The following is a 16,678-nucleotide window of genomic DNA, read 5'->3' on the forward strand; positions in this document are numbered from 1 at the left end:
AGACCGGCAGGCATAGGATGCGGAGCAGTCGGGCTTGTGAACTGCCTCACATGTACACGATCTTCGCTGAGGCGGCGAGGCGGAAGCCCGGTGCGGTCCAACGGTCAAGGACGACTGGAAGGAGCGAGGAGGGTGAATGCTTACGCGCCCATCCTTGTGCTCGGCGCCCTCGGGGCAGGGTTTGCGATCTTCTCCGTGGTCATGGCCACGCTTATCGGCCCCAAGCGGTACAACCGGGCAAAACTTGAGGCGTACGAGTGCGGCATCGAGCCGACTCCTACACCGGCCGGAGGCGGCCGTTTTCCCATCAAGTACTACCTGACGGCGATGCTCTTCATCGTCTTCGACATCGAGATCGTCTTCCTCTATCCCTGGGCGGTCACCTTCGACGCCCTGGGGATTTTCGGGCTCGTGGAGATGCTGCTCTTCGTGCTCACCGTCTTCGTCGCCTACGCGTATGTATGGCGGCGGGGCGGCCTGGAATGGGACTGAGGGGCTGAGGAGCACACCATGGGAATCGAAGAGAAGCTGCCGAGCGGTTTCCTGCTGACCACCGTCGAACAGGCCTCGGGCTGGGTGCGCAAGTCATCCGTCTTCCCGGCGACCTTCGGCCTGGCCTGCTGCGCCATCGAGATGATGACGACCGGCGCCGGGCGTTACGACCTGGCCCGCTTCGGCATGGAGGTCTTCCGCGGCTCGCCGCGCCAGGCCGACCTGATGATCGTGGCAGGGCGGGTCAGCCAGAAGATGGCGCCCGTTCTGCGGCAGGTCTACGACCAGATGCCCAATCCCAAGTGGGTTATTTCCATGGGCGTTTGCGCATCATCGGGCGGAATGTTCAACAATTACGCGATTGTGCAGGGTGTTGACCACATTGTTCCTGTTGACATCTATTTGCCAGGCTGCCCGCCGCGTCCGGAGATGCTGATGGACGCGATTCTCAAGCTCCACCACAAGATCCAGAACTCCAAGCTCGGCGTGAACGCGGAAGAGGCGGCCCGCGAGGCGGAGGAAGCGGCTCTCAAGGCGCTCCCCACCATTGAGATGAAGGGGCTGCTCCGGTGAGCGAGACCAGTGAGCCGAACCCCGACAGGGAAGTCGGCGCGCAGAACCTGCCCGGCCAGCGGGGTGAGCACGGCGAGGAGATCCGCGTCCAGCGCGGCATGTTCGGTGCGGACAGCGGCGGCGACACCTCCGGCTACGGCGGGCTCACCCGCTCCGTACGCCTCCCGGGCCCGGCGAGCCGCCCCTACGGCGGGTACTTCGACGAGGTGGCCGACGAGCTTGAAGGCGCGCTGGAAGAACAGGGACTCGTCCCCGAGAACGCCATCGAGAAGACGGTCGTCGACCGCGGCGAGGCCACCTTCCACATCGCCCGCGAGCACCTCCTGACGGTGGCGCGCACCCTGCGCGACGACCCGGCGCTCCGCTTCGAGCTCTGTACGGGCGTCTCCGGCGTCCACTACCCCGAGGACAAGGGCCGCGAGCTGCACGCCGTCTACCACCTGCGCTCGATCACCCACCGCCGGCTGATCCGCCTCGAGGTCTGCGCCCCGGACAGCGACCCGCACGTCCCCTCGCTGGTCGCGGTCTACCCGACCAACGACTGGCACGAGCGCGAGACGTACGACTTCTTCGGGCTCGTCTTCGACGGCCACCCCGCCCTCACCCGGATCATGATGCCGGACGACTGGCAGGGCTTCCCGCAGCGCAAGGACTATCCGCTCGGCGGCATCGCCGTCGAGTACAAGGGCGCCCAGATCCCGGCTCCGGACCAGCGGAGGTCGTACTCGTGACTACCCCATCTGCAAGCGCCCGCGAGACCACCGAGGGGACTGTATATACAGTCACCGGCGGCGACTGGGACGAGGTCGTCCAGTCCGCGGCCAAGGCCGACGACGAGCGGATCGTCGTCAACATGGGCCCGCAGCACCCCTCCACGCACGGTGTGCTCCGGCTGATCCTGGAGATCGACGGAGAGACCGTGAAGGAGGCCCGCTGCGGCATCGGCTACCTCCACACCGGCATCGAGAAGAACCTCGAGTACCGGACCTGGACGCAGGGCACCACCTTCGTCACGCGCATGGACTACCTCACCTCGTTCTACAACGAGACGGCGTACTGCCTGGGCGTGGAGAAGCTCCTCGGGATCACGGACCAGATCCCGGACCGGGCGACCATCATCCGCGTCCTGCTGATGGAGCTCAACCGGCTCTCCTCCCACCTCGTGGCCATCGCCACCGGCGGTATGGAGCTCGGCGCCACCACGATCATGATCTACGGGTTCCGGGACCGCGAAATGATCCTGGACCTGTACGAACTGATCACCGGCCTGCGGATGAACCACGCGTTCATCCGGCCCGGGGGACTCGCCCAGGACCTGCCGCCCGGCGCGGTCGACGCGGTGCGCGAGTTCGTCAAGAAGATGACCAAGAACCTGCCGGAGTACGACAAGCTCGCCACCGGCAACCCCATCTTCAAGGCCCGTATGCAGGACGTCGGCTATCTCGATCTGACCGGCTGCATGGCACTGGGCGCCACCGGACCGATCCTGCGCGCCGCGGGCCTGGCCCACGATCTGCGCAAGACCGACCCCTACTGCGGTTACGAGACGTACGAGTTCGACGTCCCGACCGCCGACAGCTGCGACGCGTACGGCCGCTTCCTCGTCCGCCTGGAGGAGATGCGGCAGTCGCTGCGCATCGTCGAGCAGTGCCTGGACCGGCTCGAGCCGGGACCGGTCATGGTCGCCGACAAGAAGATCGCCTGGCCCGCGCAGCTCGCGCTCGGCCCCGACGGTCTCGGCAACTCCCTCGACCACATCAAGAAGATCATGGGCACCTCCATGGAGGCCCTGATCCACCACTTCAAGCTGGTCACCGAGGGCTTCCGGGTGCCGCCCGGACAGACATACGCAGCCGTCGAGTCACCCAAGGGCGAGCTCGGCGTCCATGTCGTCTCCGACGGCGGCACCCGCCCCTACCGGGTCCACTTCCGTGACCCGTCCTTCACCAATCTGCAGGCCATGGCGGCGATGTGCGAGGGCGGCCAGGTCGCCGACGTCATCGTCGCCGTCGCGTCCATCGACCCCGTGATGGGAGGCGTCGACCGGTGACAGCCAAACCAGCTGATCAAGAGGTGAGCCTGGGCATGCCCCAGCTCCCCGCCCCCGACTACCCGGCCGATGTGCGCGCCCGGCTCGAAGCGGATGCCAGGGAGATCATCGCCCGATACCCCGACAGCCGGTCCGCCCTGCTGCCGCTGCTGCATCTCGTGCAGTCCGAGGAGGGGTACGTCACCCGCACCGGCGTCCGCTTCTGCGCCGAGCTGCTGGACCTGACCACTGCGGAGGTCACCGCGGTCTCCACCTTCTACTCGATGTACCGGCGGGTGCCCTCCGGCGACTACCAGGTCGGCGTCTGCACCAACACGCTGTGCGCGGTGATGGGCGGCGACGCCATCTTCGACGAGCTCAAGCAGCACCTCGGTGTCGGCAACAGCGAGACGACCGAGGACGGCAAGGTCACCCTCGAGCACATCGAGTGCAACGCGGCCTGCGACTTCGCCCCGGTGGTGATGGTCAACTGGGAGTTCTTCGACAACCAGACGCCCGAGAGCGCCAAGCGCCTCGTCGACGATCTGCGCGCGGGACGGCCCGTCGAGCCGACCCGCGGCGCTCCTCTGTGCACGTACAAGGAGACCGCGCGGATGCTCGCCGGCTTCCCCGACGAGCGCCCGGGCGCGGTCGGCGCGAGCGGCGGCGCGGGACCCGCCTCGCTGATCGGCCTGCGCCTGGCCAAGGGCGAGAGTCCGATGCCGCGAGTGGTCTCCCCGCGCGGCGAGGCACCACACGACGCACCGCCCCAGGCCGGTTCCGAGCACCTGAGCTCGCACGACGCACCGCAGGAGACCTCGGCCTCCGACCCTGACCACCCGGCAGGACCCGCAGCCGAGGAGGGGGAGTGATGACTTTGTCCACCGAGTACGGGGGCACCGCCCGACCGGAGAGCGGCGGAGAGACGAGTCCCGAGAAACTCCTCGTGCCCGTCCTCTCCGCCTTCTGGGACGAGGCCGAGTCCTGGACGCTGGACACCTACCGGCGGCACGACGGGTACGAGGGACTGCGCAAGGCGCTGGCCATGTCGCCGGACGACCTCATCGCGTACGTCAAGGACTCCGGACTGCGCGGCCGCGGCGGCGCGGGCTTCCCCACCGGGATGAAGTGGCAGTTCATTCCGCAGGGCGACGGCAAGCCGCACTATCTCGTTGTCAACGCCGACGAATCGGAGCCCGGGACCTGCAAGGACATCCCGCTCATGTTCGCCAACCCGCACTCCCTCATCGAGGGAATCGTGATCGCCTGCTACGCGATCCGCTCGAATCACGCGTTCATCTATCTGCGTGGTGAAGTCGTCCCCGTCCTGCGGCGGCTGCACGAAGCCGTACGCGAGGCGTACGAGGCGGGCTTCCTCGGCAAGGACATCCTGGGGTCCGGACTCGACCTCGAACTCATCGTGCACGCGGGCGCGGGCGCCTACATCTGCGGTGAGGAGACCGCGCTGCTGGACTCCCTGGAAGGCCGTCGCGGTCAGCCCCGGCTGCGTCCCCCCTTCCCCGCGGTCGCCGGTCTGTACGCGTGCCCCACTGTGGTGAACAACGTCGAGTCCATCGCGTCCGTTCCCGCGATCCTTCATCGCGGCAAGGACTGGTTCAAGTCGATGGGCAGCGAGAAGTCCCCGGGCTTCACGCTGTACTCGCTCAGCGGCCATGTCACCAACCCCGGCCAGTACGAGGCCCCGCTCGGCATCACACTGCGCCAGCTGCTCGACATGAGCGGCGGCATGCGCACGGGCCACCGCCTCAAGTTCTGGACCCCGGGAGGCTCCTCGACCCCGATGTTCACCGACGAGCACCTCGATGTGCCCCTGGACTACGAGGGCGTGGGCGCGGCCGGTTCGATGCTCGGAACCAAGGCGCTGCAGTGCTTCGACGAGACGACCTGCGTGGTGCGGGCCGTGACGCGATGGACCGAGTTCTACGCCCATGAGTCCTGCGGCAAGTGCACACCGTGCCGCGAAGGCACGTACTGGCTGGTGCAGTTGCTGCGCGACATCGAGGCCGGCAAGGGCGTCATGTCCGACCTCGACAAGCTGAACGACATCGCCGACAACATCAACGGCAAGTCCTTCTGCGCGCTGGGCGACGGCGCCGCGTCCCCGATCTTCTCCTCGCTCAAGTACTTCCGCGAGGAGTACGAGCAGCACATCACCGGCAAGGGCTGCCCCTTCGACCCCGCGAGGTCGACCGCCTGGGCCGACAAGCACCTGGAGGTGACCGCATGACTGTGGCCACTGCGCCGAGCCCCGGCCGCGGCTTCGCCGCGGACCGCCCTGCGGGCCAAGCACCGCAGTCCGACTCACCTCGTGCGGAGGTACGGGCATGACCGTCACGACGTCCAACCCCGCCGGAGGCGGCAGCGCGGCCGTTCCGCCGGAAGATCTCGTGTCGCTGACGATCGACGGCATCGAGATCAGCGTGCCCAAGGGCACTCTGGTCATCCGGGCCGCCGAACTGCTCGGCATCGAGATCCCGCGGTTCTGCGACCACCCCCTCCTCGACCCGGCCGGCGCCTGCCGCCAGTGCATCGTCGAGGTCGAGGGCCAGCGCAAGCCGATGGCGTCCTGCACCATCACCTGCACCGACGGCATGGTCGTCAAGTCGCAGCTCACCTCGCCGGTCGCCGAGAAGGCCCAGCGCGGTGTGATGGAGCTGCTGCTGATCAACCACCCGCTGGACTGCCCGGTCTGCGACAAGGGCGGCGAATGCCCCCTGCAGAACCAGGCCATGCAGGTCGGCGCCCCGGACAGCCGCTTCGATGGTAAGAAGCGGACGTTCGAGAAGCCCGTCCCGATCTCCACGCAGGTGCTGCTCGACCGTGAGCGGTGCGTCCTGTGCGCCCGCTGCACCCGGTTCTCCAACCAGGTCGCGGGCGACCCGATGATCGAGCTGCTCGAGCGGGGTGCGCTGCAGCAGGTCGGCACCGGCGAGGGCGACCCGTTCGAGTCGTACTTCTCCGGGAACACCATCCAGATCTGCCCGGTGGGCGCGCTCACCTCGGCCGCGTACCGCTTCCGCTCCCGCCCCTTCGACCTGGTGTCGTCGCCTTCGGTGTGCGAACACTGCGCGGGCGGCTGCGCGACGCGCACCGACCACCGGCGCGGCAAGGTCATGCGGCGGCTCGCGGCCGACGACCCCGAGGTCAACGAGGAGTGGATCTGCGACAAGGGGCGCTTCGGCTTCCGCTACGCGCAGAAGCGGGACCGGCTCACGACTCCACTCGTACGCAACGACCAGGGTGAGCTGGAGCCGGCGAGCTGGCCGGAAGCGCTGGAGGCGGCGGCCCGCGGCCTGAGCGCGGCCCGCGGGCGTGCCGGTGTGCTGGTGGGCGGTCGGCTGACCGTCGAGGACTCGTACGCATACGCCAAGTTCGCCCGGGTCGCCCTCGGCACCAACGACGTCGACTTCCGCGCGCGCGTGCACAGCAGCGAGGAGGCCGACTTCCTGGCCGCCCGCGTCGCGGGGCGCGGCCGGGACTTGGACGGCAGCGGGGTCACGTACACCTCCCTGGAGAAGGCCCCGGCGGTTCTGCTGGTCGGGTTCGAGTCCGAGGAGGAGGCCCCCGGTGTCTTCCTGCGGCTGCGCAAGGCACAGCGCAAGCACGGGCAGCGCACCTTCGCGCTGGCCACGCACGCCACCCGCGGCTCGACGAAGGCGGGCGGCACACTGCTCCCCGCCGCTCCCGGCACCGAGACCGAGTGGCTGGACGCACTGAGCGGCGGCGTGGGCCTGGAGGGCGACGGCGCGAAGGCGGCCGATGCACTGCGCTCCGACGGCGCGCTGATCGTAGTCGGCGAGCGGCTCGCCGCCGTGCCCGGCGGACTGACCGCCGCGGTACGGACCGCGACCGCGACCGGCGCGCAGCTGGTGTGGATCCCGCGCAGGGCGGGCGAGCGGGGCGCGCTCGAGGCGGGCGCGATCCCCTCGCTGCTGCCCGGCGGCCGCCCGGCGACCGACCCGCGGGCCCGCGAGGAGACCGCGGCGGCCTGGCGCGTACGCGAACTCCCGCACCATTACGGCCGCGACACCGGCCAGATCGTCGAGGCCGCGGCTACCGGCGAACTGGGCGCGCTGCTGGTGGCGGGCGTCGAGCTCGCGGACCTGCCCGACCCGGCACGCGCACGCGCGGCCCTCGACGCGGTCGGGTTCCTGGTCTCCCTGGAGCTGCGGCCCAGCGAGGTCACCGAGCGGGCGGACGTGGTCTTCCCGGTCGCGGCCGTCGCCGAGAAGCCGGGTACGTTCCTCAACTGGGAGGGCAGGGCGAGGCTGTTCGAGGCCGCGCTGAAGCCCGAGCACATGACGCGCCGCCTGGCGCCGACCGATGCGCGGGTGCTGCACATGCTCGCGGACGCGCTCGATGTCAGCTTCGGGCTGCCGGACCTCAAGTCCGTACGAGGCGAGCTGGACCGGCTGGGCACCTGGGACGGACCGCGGGCCACCGAGCCCAATGAGTCCACGCAGTCCCTGCCCCGCCCGGGCGACGGCGAGGCGGTCCTCGCCGGCCACCGGCTGCTGCTCGACCTGGGATTGCTCCAGCAGGGCGACGAGGCGCTGGCGGGCACCCGCCACGCGGCGGTCGCCCGGCTCTCCGCGGCGACGGCGGCCGAGACGGGTGTGAAGGACGGCGACGTCCTCGCCGTTACCGGACCCGCCGGCTCGGTCAGGTTCCCGCTCCAGGTGAGCGAGATGCCCGACCGGGTGGTGTGGCTGCCGCTGAACTCGGCCGGCGGCGGCGTCCCTTCGGACACCGGCGCGGTTCCCGGGCAGCTGGTCCGCATCGGCCCGGCGGCGGCGCAGGCCGCCACCCCTGACGTACCGGAGGTGCGAGCGTGAACCCGACCCTCGCAAATATCGCGGAGGCCCAGCGGAGCGTGCTCGCGGCTGAGGATCTTTCGATGTTCGGACGCGACCCCTGGTGGCTCGTCGTCATCAAGGCCGTGTTCTGCTTCGCCTTCCTGATGATCACCGTGCTCTTCTCCATCGTCTGGGAGCGCAAGGTCGTCGCCTGGATGCAGTTGCGCATCGGCCCCAACCGGCACGGCCCCTGGGGCATGCTCCAGTCGCTCGCCGACGGCATCAAGCTGATGCTGAAGGAAGACCTGATCGTCAAGCGCGCGGACAAGGTCGTCTATGTCCTCGCGCCGATCATCGCCGCGGTCCCGGCCTTCATGGCGATCGCCGTGATCCCCTTCGGGCCGGCCGGCAACGAGGTCTCGATCTTCGGCCAACGCACCTCGATGCAGCTCACCGACCTGCCGATCGCGATGCTCTACATCCTCGCGGTCGCCTCGGTCGGGATCTACGGCATCGTGCTGGCCGGCTGGTCGTCGGGATCGACGTACCCGCTGCTGGGCGGCCTGCGGTCCTGCGCGCAGATGATCTCGTACGAGATCGCGATGGGCGCGGCCTTCGCCTCCGTCTTCCTCTACTCCGGGTCGATGTCGACGTCGGCGATCGTCGAGGCGCAGGCGGACCGCTGGTTCATCATCCTGCTGCCGGTCTCCTTCATCATCTACATCGTCACGATGATCGGGGAGACCAACCGCGCCCCGTTCGACATGCCGGAGTCCGAGGGCGACCTGGTCGGCGGCTTCAACACCGAGTACAGCTCGATCAAGTTCGCGATGTTCATGCTGGCCGAGTACGTCAACATGGTCACCGTCTCCGCCGTCTCGGCCACTCTCTTCCTGGGCGGCTGGCGGGCCCCGTACCCCATCTCGGCCTTCTGGGAGGGCGCGAACCACGGCTGGTGGCCGATGCTCTGGTTCGTCATCAAGGTCCAGCTGCTCCTGTTCTTCTTCATCTGGCTGCGCGGCACGCTGCCCCGGGTCCGCTACGACCAGCTGATGAAGCTCGGCTGGAAGGTGCTGATCCCGGTATCGGTGGTCTGGCTGATGCTGGTGGCGACCGTACGGGCGCTGCGGAACGAGAACTACGACTTCCAGCAGATCGTGCTGTACGTCGGAGGCGCGGTCATCGCGGTGCTGCTGCTCTCCTTCGTTGCCGACATCTTCCGCGGCAAGAAAGAGAAGTCGAGCGAGGCAGAGGCAGCGGCGCAGGCGGAGCCCGTGGCCTTCGACCCGATGGCGGGCGGATTCCCCGTACCGCCGCTGCCGGGGCAGGAGTTGCCGCCCGTGCCACGCAGGCGGTCGCGCCGTGAGGGCGCGTTGATTGTCAGTGGTGCACCCGGCAGCGACATTTCTGGGGGCGACCCCCGGACCCCCGGGGCGAGCGACGGTCCTAGTGACGGAAAGGAGGCTGACGGTGTCTGAGGAATCGGAGAACAAGTTCCAGAACCCGGTCGCGGGCTTCGGCGTGACCTTCAAGGCCATGTTCAAGAAGCGGCTGACCGAGCAGTACCCGGAACAGCAGAAGGTCACGGCGCCGCGCTTCCACGGCCGGCACCAGCTCAACCGTCATCCCGACGGGCTCGAGAAGTGCGTCGGGTGCGAGCTGTGCGCGTGGGCCTGCCCGGCGGACGCGATCTATGTGGAGGGCGCGGACAACACCGAGGAGGAGCGCTACTCCCCGGGGGAGAGGTACGGCCGGGTCTACCAGATCAACTACGCCCGCTGCATTCTGTGCGGGCTGTGCATCGAGGCCTGTCCCACGCGGGCGCTGACCATGACGAACGAGTTCGAACTGGCCGACAGCTCCCGCGAAGCCCTCATCTATACGAAGGAGCAGCTGCTCGCCGGTCTGGAGGAGGGCATGGTCGACACCCCGCACTCGATCTTCCCCGGCATGGACGAGCAGGACTACTACCGCGGGCTGGTCTCCGAGGCCGCTCCCGGCACGGTCCAGCAGGTCGCCGTCTCCAAGGGGGAGAAGGACGAGGAGGTGGAAGCATGAACACCCTCGCAGCCTCCGCCACTTCCGTGGGCGAGGCCGTCCAGTTCTGGGTGCTCGGCACCGTCGCCGTCGCCGGGGCGTTCGGCACGATCCTGATGCGGCGGGCCGTGCACAGCGCGCTCTGCCTCGCCGGGACCATGATCGTCCTGGCGGTCTTCTACCTCGCCAACGGCGCGTACTTCCTCGGTGTCGTCCAGATCATCGTCTACACCGGCGCGATCATGATGCTGTTCCTCTTCGTCGTCATGCTGGTCGGGGTCACCGCCGCCGACTCGCTCAAGGAGACGCTGAAGGGGCAGCGCTGGCTGGCCGCGGCCTGCGGTCTGGGCTTCGGAGTGCTGCTGATCGCCGGCATCGGCAATGCCTCGCTGAATACGTTCACCGGCCTGGGCGCGGCCAACAGCGCGCACGGTGGCAATGTCGAGGGCCTGGCCCAGCTCATCTTCACCAAGTACGTCTTCGCCTTCGAGATCACCGGAGCGTTGCTGATCACGGCGGCCGTCGGCGCGATGGTGCTCACCCACCGGGAGCGCACCGAGCGCGCCAAGACCCAGCGCGAGCTGTCCGAGCTGCGTGTACGGGAAGGCAAGCACCTTCCGCCGCTGCCCGCGCCGGGTGTCTACGCCCGGCACAACGCCGTGGACATTCCCGGTCTGCTGCCGGACGGCACGCTGTCCGAGCTCACCGTGAGCAAGACGCTGCGGGCGCGCGGCCAGATCCGCGATGTGTCGAGCGAGGCGCTGAACGACCTGGCGGCGCTGGAGCAGCGCTCGGAGGAGCGACTCGGCCGTGAGACCGGGTCGCATGAGCCGCACGCCCGAGACGAGTCGAAGGACCCACACGACTCGCACGACTCGCACGACGAGGAGGCCGCGAAGTGAATCCCGTCAACTATCTGTATCTCGCGGCGCTGTTGTTCACCATCGGCGCGGCCGGAGTGCTGATCAGGCGGAACGCGATCGTGGTCTTCATGTGCATCGAGCTGATGCTCAACGCCTGCAACCTCACGTTCGTCGCCTTCTCCCGCATGCACGGCAATCTCGACGGCCAGATCATCGCCTTCTTCACGATGGTCGTCGCCGCCGCCGAAGTCGTGGTCGGGCTCGCGATCATCGTGTTGCTGTTCCGTTCCCGCCACTCGGCCTCGGTCGACGACGCCAGCCTGATGAAGCTGTAAGGGGTCGCTGAACCGTGACTAACTCGGAGAACCTGATTGCGCTGCTTGTCGCGGCGCCTTTGCTCGGAGCGGTGGTCCTGCTGTGCGGCGGGCGGCGGCTCGACCGAAGCGGCCACTGGATCGGCACGCTGTTCGCGGCCGCGTCCTTCGTGGTCGGCGCGGTGCTGTTCGTGGACATGCTGGGCAAGGGCGCGGATGAACGCGCCATGCACCAGAGCCTGTACGACTGGATTCCCGTCGAGGGCTTCCAGGCTGACGTGGCCTTCCAGCTCGACCAGCTGTCGATGACGTTCGTCCTGCTGATCACGGGCGTCGGCTCGCTGATCCATGTGTACTCGATCGGGTACATGGAGCACGACGAGCGCCGCCGCCGCTTCTTCGGCTATCTGAACCTCTTCCTCGCCGCGATGCTGCTGCTGGTCCTCGCGGACAACTACCTCCTGCTGTACGTCGGCTGGGAGGGCGTCGGCCTCGCCTCGTACCTGCTGATCGGCTTCTGGCAGCACAAGCCCAGCGCGGCGACGGCGGCGAAGAAGGCCTTCCTGGTCAACCGCGTCGGCGACATGGGTCTGTCGATCGCGATCATGCTGATGTTCACCACCTTCGGGACGTTCACCTTCGGGCCCGTGCTGGAGGCGACCGGTGAGACGAGCGAGGGCACGCTGACGGCCATCGGACTGCTGCTGCTTCTCGCGGCGTGCGGCAAGTCCGCACAGGTGCCGCTGCAGTCCTGGCTCGGCGACGCGATGGAGGGCCCGACTCCGGTCTCGGCCCTGATCCACGCGGCGACCATGGTGACCGCGGGCGTCTACCTCATCACCCGGTCAGGGGCGATCTTCAACGCGGCCCCGGACGCGCAGTTGGCGGTCGCGGTCGTCGGCGCGGTGACGCTGATCTTCGGTGCCATCGTCGGTTGCGCGAAGGACGACATCAAGAAGGCGCTGGCCGGTTCGACGATGTCGCAGATCGGCTACATGATCCTCGCGGCCGGCCTCGGCCCGATCGGATACGCCTTCGCGATCATGCACCTGGTGACGCACGGCTTCTTCAAGGCCGGGCTGTTCCTCGGCGCCGGCTCCGTCATGCACGGCATGAACGACGAGGTCGACATGCGCAAGTACGGAGGCCTGCGGAAGTACATGCCGATCACCTTCGTCACCTTCGGGCTCGGCTATCTGGCGATCATCGGCTTCCCCGGTCTGTCCGGCTTCTTCTCCAAGGACAAGATCATCGAGGCGGCATTCGCCAAGGGCGGGACGGAGGGCTGGATCCTCGGCTGTACGGCGCTGCTGGGCGCGGCGATCACCGCGTACTACATGACGCGCGTGATGCTGCTGACGTTCTTCGGCGAGAAGCGCTGGCAGCCCGCCCCCGACCCGGACAAGGCGCCGAGCGTCGAGCCCGGCATCGAGGTGCACCCCGGCGAGATGCCGCATCCGCACGAGTCGCCGAAGTCGATGACCATCCCCATGGTGGTGCTGGCCTTCGGGTCGGTCTTCGCCGGAGGCTTGTTCAGTCTCAACGACTCGTTCGTGAACTGGCTGAAGCCCGTCACGGAATTCGAGCACGGGCATCCGCCCATCAGCGCGACGGTGATCACGTCGGCAACGGTCGTCGCTCTCGTCATCGGCCTCGGCATCGCCTACGTCCAGTACGGGCGGCGCCCGGTTCCCACCCTCGCCCCGCGAGGGAGTCTGCTCACCCGAGCCGCCCGCCGCGATCTCCTCCAGGACGACTTCAACCATGTGGTCCTGGTCCGTGGCGGCGAGCACCTCACCCGCTCCCTGGTCTACGTCGACCACACCCTGGTCGACGGCGTGGTCAACGGCACGGCCGCCTCGTTCGGCGGACTCTCCGGCCGGCTGCGCAAGCTGCAGAACGGCTACGCCCGCACCTACGCGGTCTCGATGTTCGGAGGTACGGCGGTGCTGATCGCCGCGACCCTGCTGATGAGGGCGGTGTAACTGTTATGTCGTTCCCTCTCCTTACAGTGACGGCGGCGCTTCCGGCGATCGGCGCGATCGCCACCGCCGCCGTCCCGGCCGCGGGGCGCACCGCCGCCAAGTGGCTGGCGCTGCTGTTCTCGCTCGGCACGCTGGTGCTGGCCGCCGTCGTGCTCGTACGGTTCGAGCCCGGCGGCGACCGCTATCAGCTGACCGAGTCGCACGCCTGGATCAAGGACTTCGGCGTCCGCTACGAACTGGGCGTGGACGGCATCGGGGTGGCGCTGCTGGCGCTGACCGCGCTGCTGATCCCGTTCGTGATCCTGGCGGGCTGGCACGACGCCGACCCTTCCCCTGCCTCCGCCGGGGACACCCCGGTGGAAACGAAGAAGTATCGGTGGCGGCCGACGCAGGGCTTCTTCGCCCTGATCCTGGCCGTCGAGGCGATGGTGATCCTCTCCTTCGAGGCCACCGACGTCTTCCTCTTCTACATCCTGTTCGAAGCCATGCTCATCCCGATGTATTTCCTCATCGGTGGCTTCGGGGACCGCGCCCACGCGGGCAGCGACGAGAACGCCTCGGCCCAACGCTCGTACGCGGCCGTGAAGTTCCTGCTCTACAACCTGGTCGGCGGCCTGATCATGCTGGCGGCGGTCATCGGTCTCTACGTGGTGGCGGGCAGCTTCTCGCTCAACGAGATCGCCGAGGCACGCGCGGCCGGGACGCTCGACATGGCGACCAACACCGAGCGGCTGCTGTTCCTCGGCTTCTTCTTCGCCTTCGCGGTGAAGGCGCCGCTGTGGCCGCTGCACACCTGGCTGCCCAACGCCATGGGTGAGGCGACCGCGCCGGTCGCCGTGCTGATCACCGCGGTGGTCGACAAGGTCGGCACATTCGCGATGCTGCGCTACTGCCTCCAGCTCTTCCCGGAGGCCTCCAAGTGGGCCACGCCCGTGATCCTGGTGCTCGCACTGATCAGCATCGTCTACGGCGCGCTGCTCGCGGTCGGCCAGCGCGACATCAAGCGCCTTGTCGCGTACGCCTCGATCTCGCACTTCGGCTTCATCATCCTGGGCATCTTCGCGATGACGTCCCAGGGGCAGTCGGGCGCGACGCTCTACATGGTCAACCACGGGATCTCGACGGCCGCCCTGATGCTGGTCGCCGGGTTCCTGATCTCCCGGCGCGGCTCGCGGCTCATCGCGGACTACGGCGGGGTGCAGAAGGTCGCCCCGGTACTCGCCGGCACCTTCCTGATCGGCGGTCTGGCCACGCTCTCGCTGCCGGGCCTCGCGCCGTTCGTGAGCGAATTCCTGGTCCTGGTCGGCACATTCGCGCGCTATCCGGTGGCCGGGATCATCGCCACCTTCGGCATTGTGCTCGCCGCGCTCTACACCCTCGTCCTCTACCAACGGACGATGACGGGCCCGGTGAAGGCCGAGGTGCGGGGGATGCCCGACCTCAAGGTCCGTGAGCTTGCCGTGGTCGCTCCGCTGATCGCGCTGCTGCTCTTCCTCGGCGTCTTCCCGAAGCCGCTGACGGACATCGTCAACCCGGCGGTGGAGCACACGATGTCCGACGTACAGAAGAAGGACCCCAAGCCAGAGGTGGAGGCGGCCAAGTGAGCGCTACAGCTGTCCACAGCCTGTGGACAACGGCAGCCGAGCCGATCGACAAGATCCCGGCTCCGACTGTCGAGTACGCCCAGCTGGCACCGGCGCTGATCGTCGTCGGCGCCGCCATCGTGGGTGTGCTCGTGGAAGCATTCGTTCCGCGCAAGGTCCGCTACCACGTCCAGGTGTTCCTGACCGTCGTCGCCCTGGTGGCCGCCTTCGCGGCGGTCGTCGCTCTGGCGGCCGGCGGGTACGGCACCACCAAGGCGAGGATCGCGGCGATGGGCGCGATCGCGGTCGACGGCCCGGCGCTCTTTCTGCAGGGCACCATCCTGCTGGCCTCGCTGGTCGCGGTCTTCACCTTCGCCGAGCGCCGCCTCGACCCCGAGGCGCACGGCAACCGCGTCGACTCGTTCGCGGCGCAGACCGCGTCCGTACCCGGCAGCGACAGCGAAAAGGCCGCGGTCAAGGCCGGGTTCACCACCACCGAGGTCTTTCCTCTGGTGCTGTTCGCGATCACCGGCATGCTGGTCTTCCCGGCCGCCAACGATCTGCTGACGCTCTTCATCGCGCTGGAAGTCTTCTCGCTCCCGCTCTACCTCCTGTGCGCCGTCGCCCGCCGCAAGCGGTTGATGTCGCAGGAGGCGGCGGTCAAGTACTTCCTGCTCGGAGCCTTCTCGTCGGCGATCCTGCTGTTCGGGATCGCGATGCTGTACGGGTACGCGGGCTCGGTGTCGTACGCGAAGATCGCGGACGTCGTCGACGGCAGCGTGCGCACCATCGACCCGGCGCTCGCCGACACCATGGGGAACGACGCGCTGCTGCTGATCGGCGGCGCGATGATCCTGGTGGGACTGCTGTTCAAGGTCGGCGCGGTGCCGTTCCACATGTGGACGCCGGACGTCTACCAGGGCGCGCCGACTCCGGTCACCGGCTTCATGGCGGCGGCGACGAAGGTGGCCGCGTTCGGCGCGCTGCTGCGCCTGCTCTACGTCGTGCTGCCGGGGATGAGCTGGGACTGGCGACCGGTCCTGTGGGCCATCGCGATCATCACCATGCTGGGCGGTGCGATCGTCGCGATCACGCAGACCGACATCAAGCGGCTCCTCGCGTACTCCTCGATCGCGCACGCCGGATTCATCCTGGCCGGTGTCATCGCGACGACGCCGGACGGCATCTCGTCGGTGATGTTCTATCTGGCCGCGTACTCGTTCGTGACGATCGGCGCGTTCGCGGTGGTCACGCTGGTGCGCGACGCGGGCGGCGAGGCGACGCACCTGTCCAAGTGGGCGGGCCTCGGCCGCCGTTCGCCACTGGTGGCCGCGGTCTTCGCCGTCTTCCTGCTGGCCTTCGCCGGCATTCCGCTCACGTCGGGCTTCACCGGGAAGTTCGCGGTCTTCAAGGCGGCGGCGGAGGGCGGCGCGGGCGCGCTGGTCGTGGTCGGTGTGATCTCCTCGGCGATCGCCGCGTTCTTCTACATCCGGGTCATCGTGCTGATGTTCTTCAGCGAGCCGAAGGCGGAGGGCCCCACGGTCGCCGTGCCTTCGCCGCTGACGATGACGACGATCGCGGTGGGTGTGGCGGTGACGCTGGTGCTGGGCGTGGTTCCGCAGTACTTCCTGGATCTGGCGAGCCAGGCGGGGGTGTTCGTGCGCTAGCCCGGCCCCGGCTTCTGAGCGCTCGCCGTGGTGTCTTCGACGACGCCGCGGCGAGCGCTCTTTGTGCGGCTATTGCTCCTTGTAGAGGACGAGGTGCTCGTGAAAGAGCACACCGTCGCGAATGTCGCCGGTGGCGGTGAAGCCGGTGTCGTCGACGTAGTCGATGTGGCTGCCGGTCACGGTGTAGCGGCCGGTGTAGGCGCTGCGGCGGGTGCCGCGCGCCTCGTCGTAGCGGCCGTCGGCGCGCAGCTCCTGCCGGATGTGTCCGTCGGCGGACACCCACATCCCGATCACGTCCGCACGTTCACCGCCCCTTTG

15 protein-coding genes are annotated in these 16,678 nt (G+C 68.4%); 14 read left to right on the forward strand and 1 reads right to left on the reverse strand.

Annotation, left to right across the window (positions count from 1 at the left end; genetic code table 11):
• Positions 1-132 precede the first annotated feature (132 nt).
• From J7E87_RS15750 to nuoN, 14 genes are all read left to right on the forward strand, one after another.
• Positions 133-492 (forward strand): NADH-quinone oxidoreductase subunit A, encoded by a 360-nt coding sequence (locus tag J7E87_RS15750; RefSeq protein WP_003992243.1) that lies wholly within the window; start codon positions 133-135, stop codon positions 490-492.
• A gap of 18 nt (positions 493-510) precedes the next feature.
• The gene (locus J7E87_RS15755; protein ID WP_215094310.1) at positions 511-1,065 is read left to right on the forward strand and encodes an NADH-quinone oxidoreductase subunit B family protein; all 555 of its coding nucleotides are present in this window, start codon (positions 511-513) and stop codon (positions 1,063-1,065) included.
• Positions 1,062-1,796 carry an NADH-quinone oxidoreductase subunit C gene (locus tag J7E87_RS15760; RefSeq protein ID WP_215094311.1) on the forward strand — a complete coding sequence of 245 codons (735 nt, stop codon included), beginning with the start codon at positions 1,062-1,064 and terminating at the stop codon, positions 1,794-1,796. Before J7E87_RS15755 ends, J7E87_RS15760 begins: the two co-directional genes overlap by 4 nt.
• Positions 1,793-3,115 carry an NADH-quinone oxidoreductase subunit D gene (locus tag J7E87_RS15765; protein ID WP_215094312.1) on the forward strand — a complete coding sequence of 441 codons (1,323 nt, stop codon included), beginning with the start codon at positions 1,793-1,795 and terminating at the stop codon, positions 3,113-3,115. The genes J7E87_RS15760 and J7E87_RS15765 overlap by 4 nt, the downstream gene beginning before the upstream one ends.
• Before the next feature lie 35 nt (positions 3,116-3,150).
• Positions 3,151-3,966, forward strand: coding sequence for an NADH-quinone oxidoreductase subunit NuoE (gene nuoE, locus J7E87_RS15770; protein WP_251017514.1), 816 nt, complete (start codon positions 3,151-3,153; stop codon positions 3,964-3,966).
• The gene (nuoF, locus tag J7E87_RS15775; RefSeq protein ID WP_215094316.1) at positions 3,966-5,342 is read left to right on the forward strand and encodes an NADH-quinone oxidoreductase subunit NuoF; all 1,377 of its coding nucleotides are present in this window, start codon (positions 3,966-3,968) and stop codon (positions 5,340-5,342) included. The genes nuoE and nuoF overlap by 1 nt, the downstream gene beginning before the upstream one ends.
• 97 nt (positions 5,343-5,439) lie before the next feature.
• Positions 5,440-7,950, forward strand: a complete 2,511-nt coding sequence (locus tag J7E87_RS15780) for an NADH-quinone oxidoreductase subunit G (RefSeq protein ID WP_215094318.1) — start codon at positions 5,440-5,442, stop codon at positions 7,948-7,950.
• A 62-nt stretch (positions 7,951-8,012) separates the two neighbouring features.
• On the forward strand, positions 8,013-9,389 hold the full coding sequence (nuoH, locus tag J7E87_RS15785; protein ID WP_251017520.1) for an NADH-quinone oxidoreductase subunit NuoH: 1,377 nt from the start codon (positions 8,013-8,015) through the stop codon (positions 9,387-9,389).
• Entirely contained in the window at positions 9,382-9,969 is a 588-nt protein-coding gene (gene nuoI / locus J7E87_RS15790) for an NADH-quinone oxidoreductase subunit NuoI (protein WP_215094322.1), read from the forward strand. Before nuoH ends, nuoI begins: the two co-directional genes overlap by 8 nt.
• A complete protein-coding gene (locus J7E87_RS15795; RefSeq protein WP_215094324.1) occupies positions 9,966-10,850 on the forward strand; it encodes an NADH-quinone oxidoreductase subunit J in 885 nt (294 codons plus the stop codon). The genes nuoI and J7E87_RS15795 overlap by 4 nt, the downstream gene beginning before the upstream one ends.
• Positions 10,847-11,146 carry an NADH-quinone oxidoreductase subunit NuoK gene (gene nuoK / locus J7E87_RS15800; RefSeq protein ID WP_215094326.1) on the forward strand — a complete coding sequence of 100 codons (300 nt, stop codon included), beginning with the start codon at positions 10,847-10,849 and terminating at the stop codon, positions 11,144-11,146. Before J7E87_RS15795 ends, nuoK begins: the two co-directional genes overlap by 4 nt.
• 14 nt (positions 11,147-11,160) lie before the next feature.
• Positions 11,161-13,110 carry an NADH-quinone oxidoreductase subunit L gene (nuoL, locus tag J7E87_RS15805; protein ID WP_215094328.1) on the forward strand — a complete coding sequence of 650 codons (1,950 nt, stop codon included), beginning with the start codon at positions 11,161-11,163 and terminating at the stop codon, positions 13,108-13,110.
• A gap of 5 nt (positions 13,111-13,115) precedes the next feature.
• Positions 13,116-14,714, forward strand: a complete 1,599-nt coding sequence (locus tag J7E87_RS15810) for an NADH-quinone oxidoreductase subunit M (protein WP_215094330.1) — start codon at positions 13,116-13,118, stop codon at positions 14,712-14,714.
• Positions 14,711-16,360 (forward strand): NADH-quinone oxidoreductase subunit NuoN, encoded by a 1,650-nt coding sequence (nuoN, locus tag J7E87_RS15815; protein WP_215094332.1) that lies wholly within the window; start codon positions 14,711-14,713, stop codon positions 16,358-16,360. The genes J7E87_RS15810 and nuoN overlap by 4 nt, the downstream gene beginning before the upstream one ends.
• A 69-nt stretch (positions 16,361-16,429) precedes the next feature.
• On the opposite strand, the gene J7E87_RS15820 is transcribed toward nuoN, so the two are convergent.
• Positions 16,430-16,645, reverse strand: coding sequence for an Atu4866 domain-containing protein (locus tag J7E87_RS15820; RefSeq protein WP_215094385.1), 216 nt, complete (start codon positions 16,643-16,645; stop codon positions 16,430-16,432).
• Between the last annotated feature and the right edge of the window lie 33 nt (positions 16,646-16,678).

It is taken from the genome of Streptomyces sp. ISL-1 (assembly GCF_018614585.1).
Classification (GTDB): Bacteria; Actinomycetota; Actinomycetes; order Streptomycetales; family Streptomycetaceae; genus Streptomyces; species Streptomyces maoxianensis.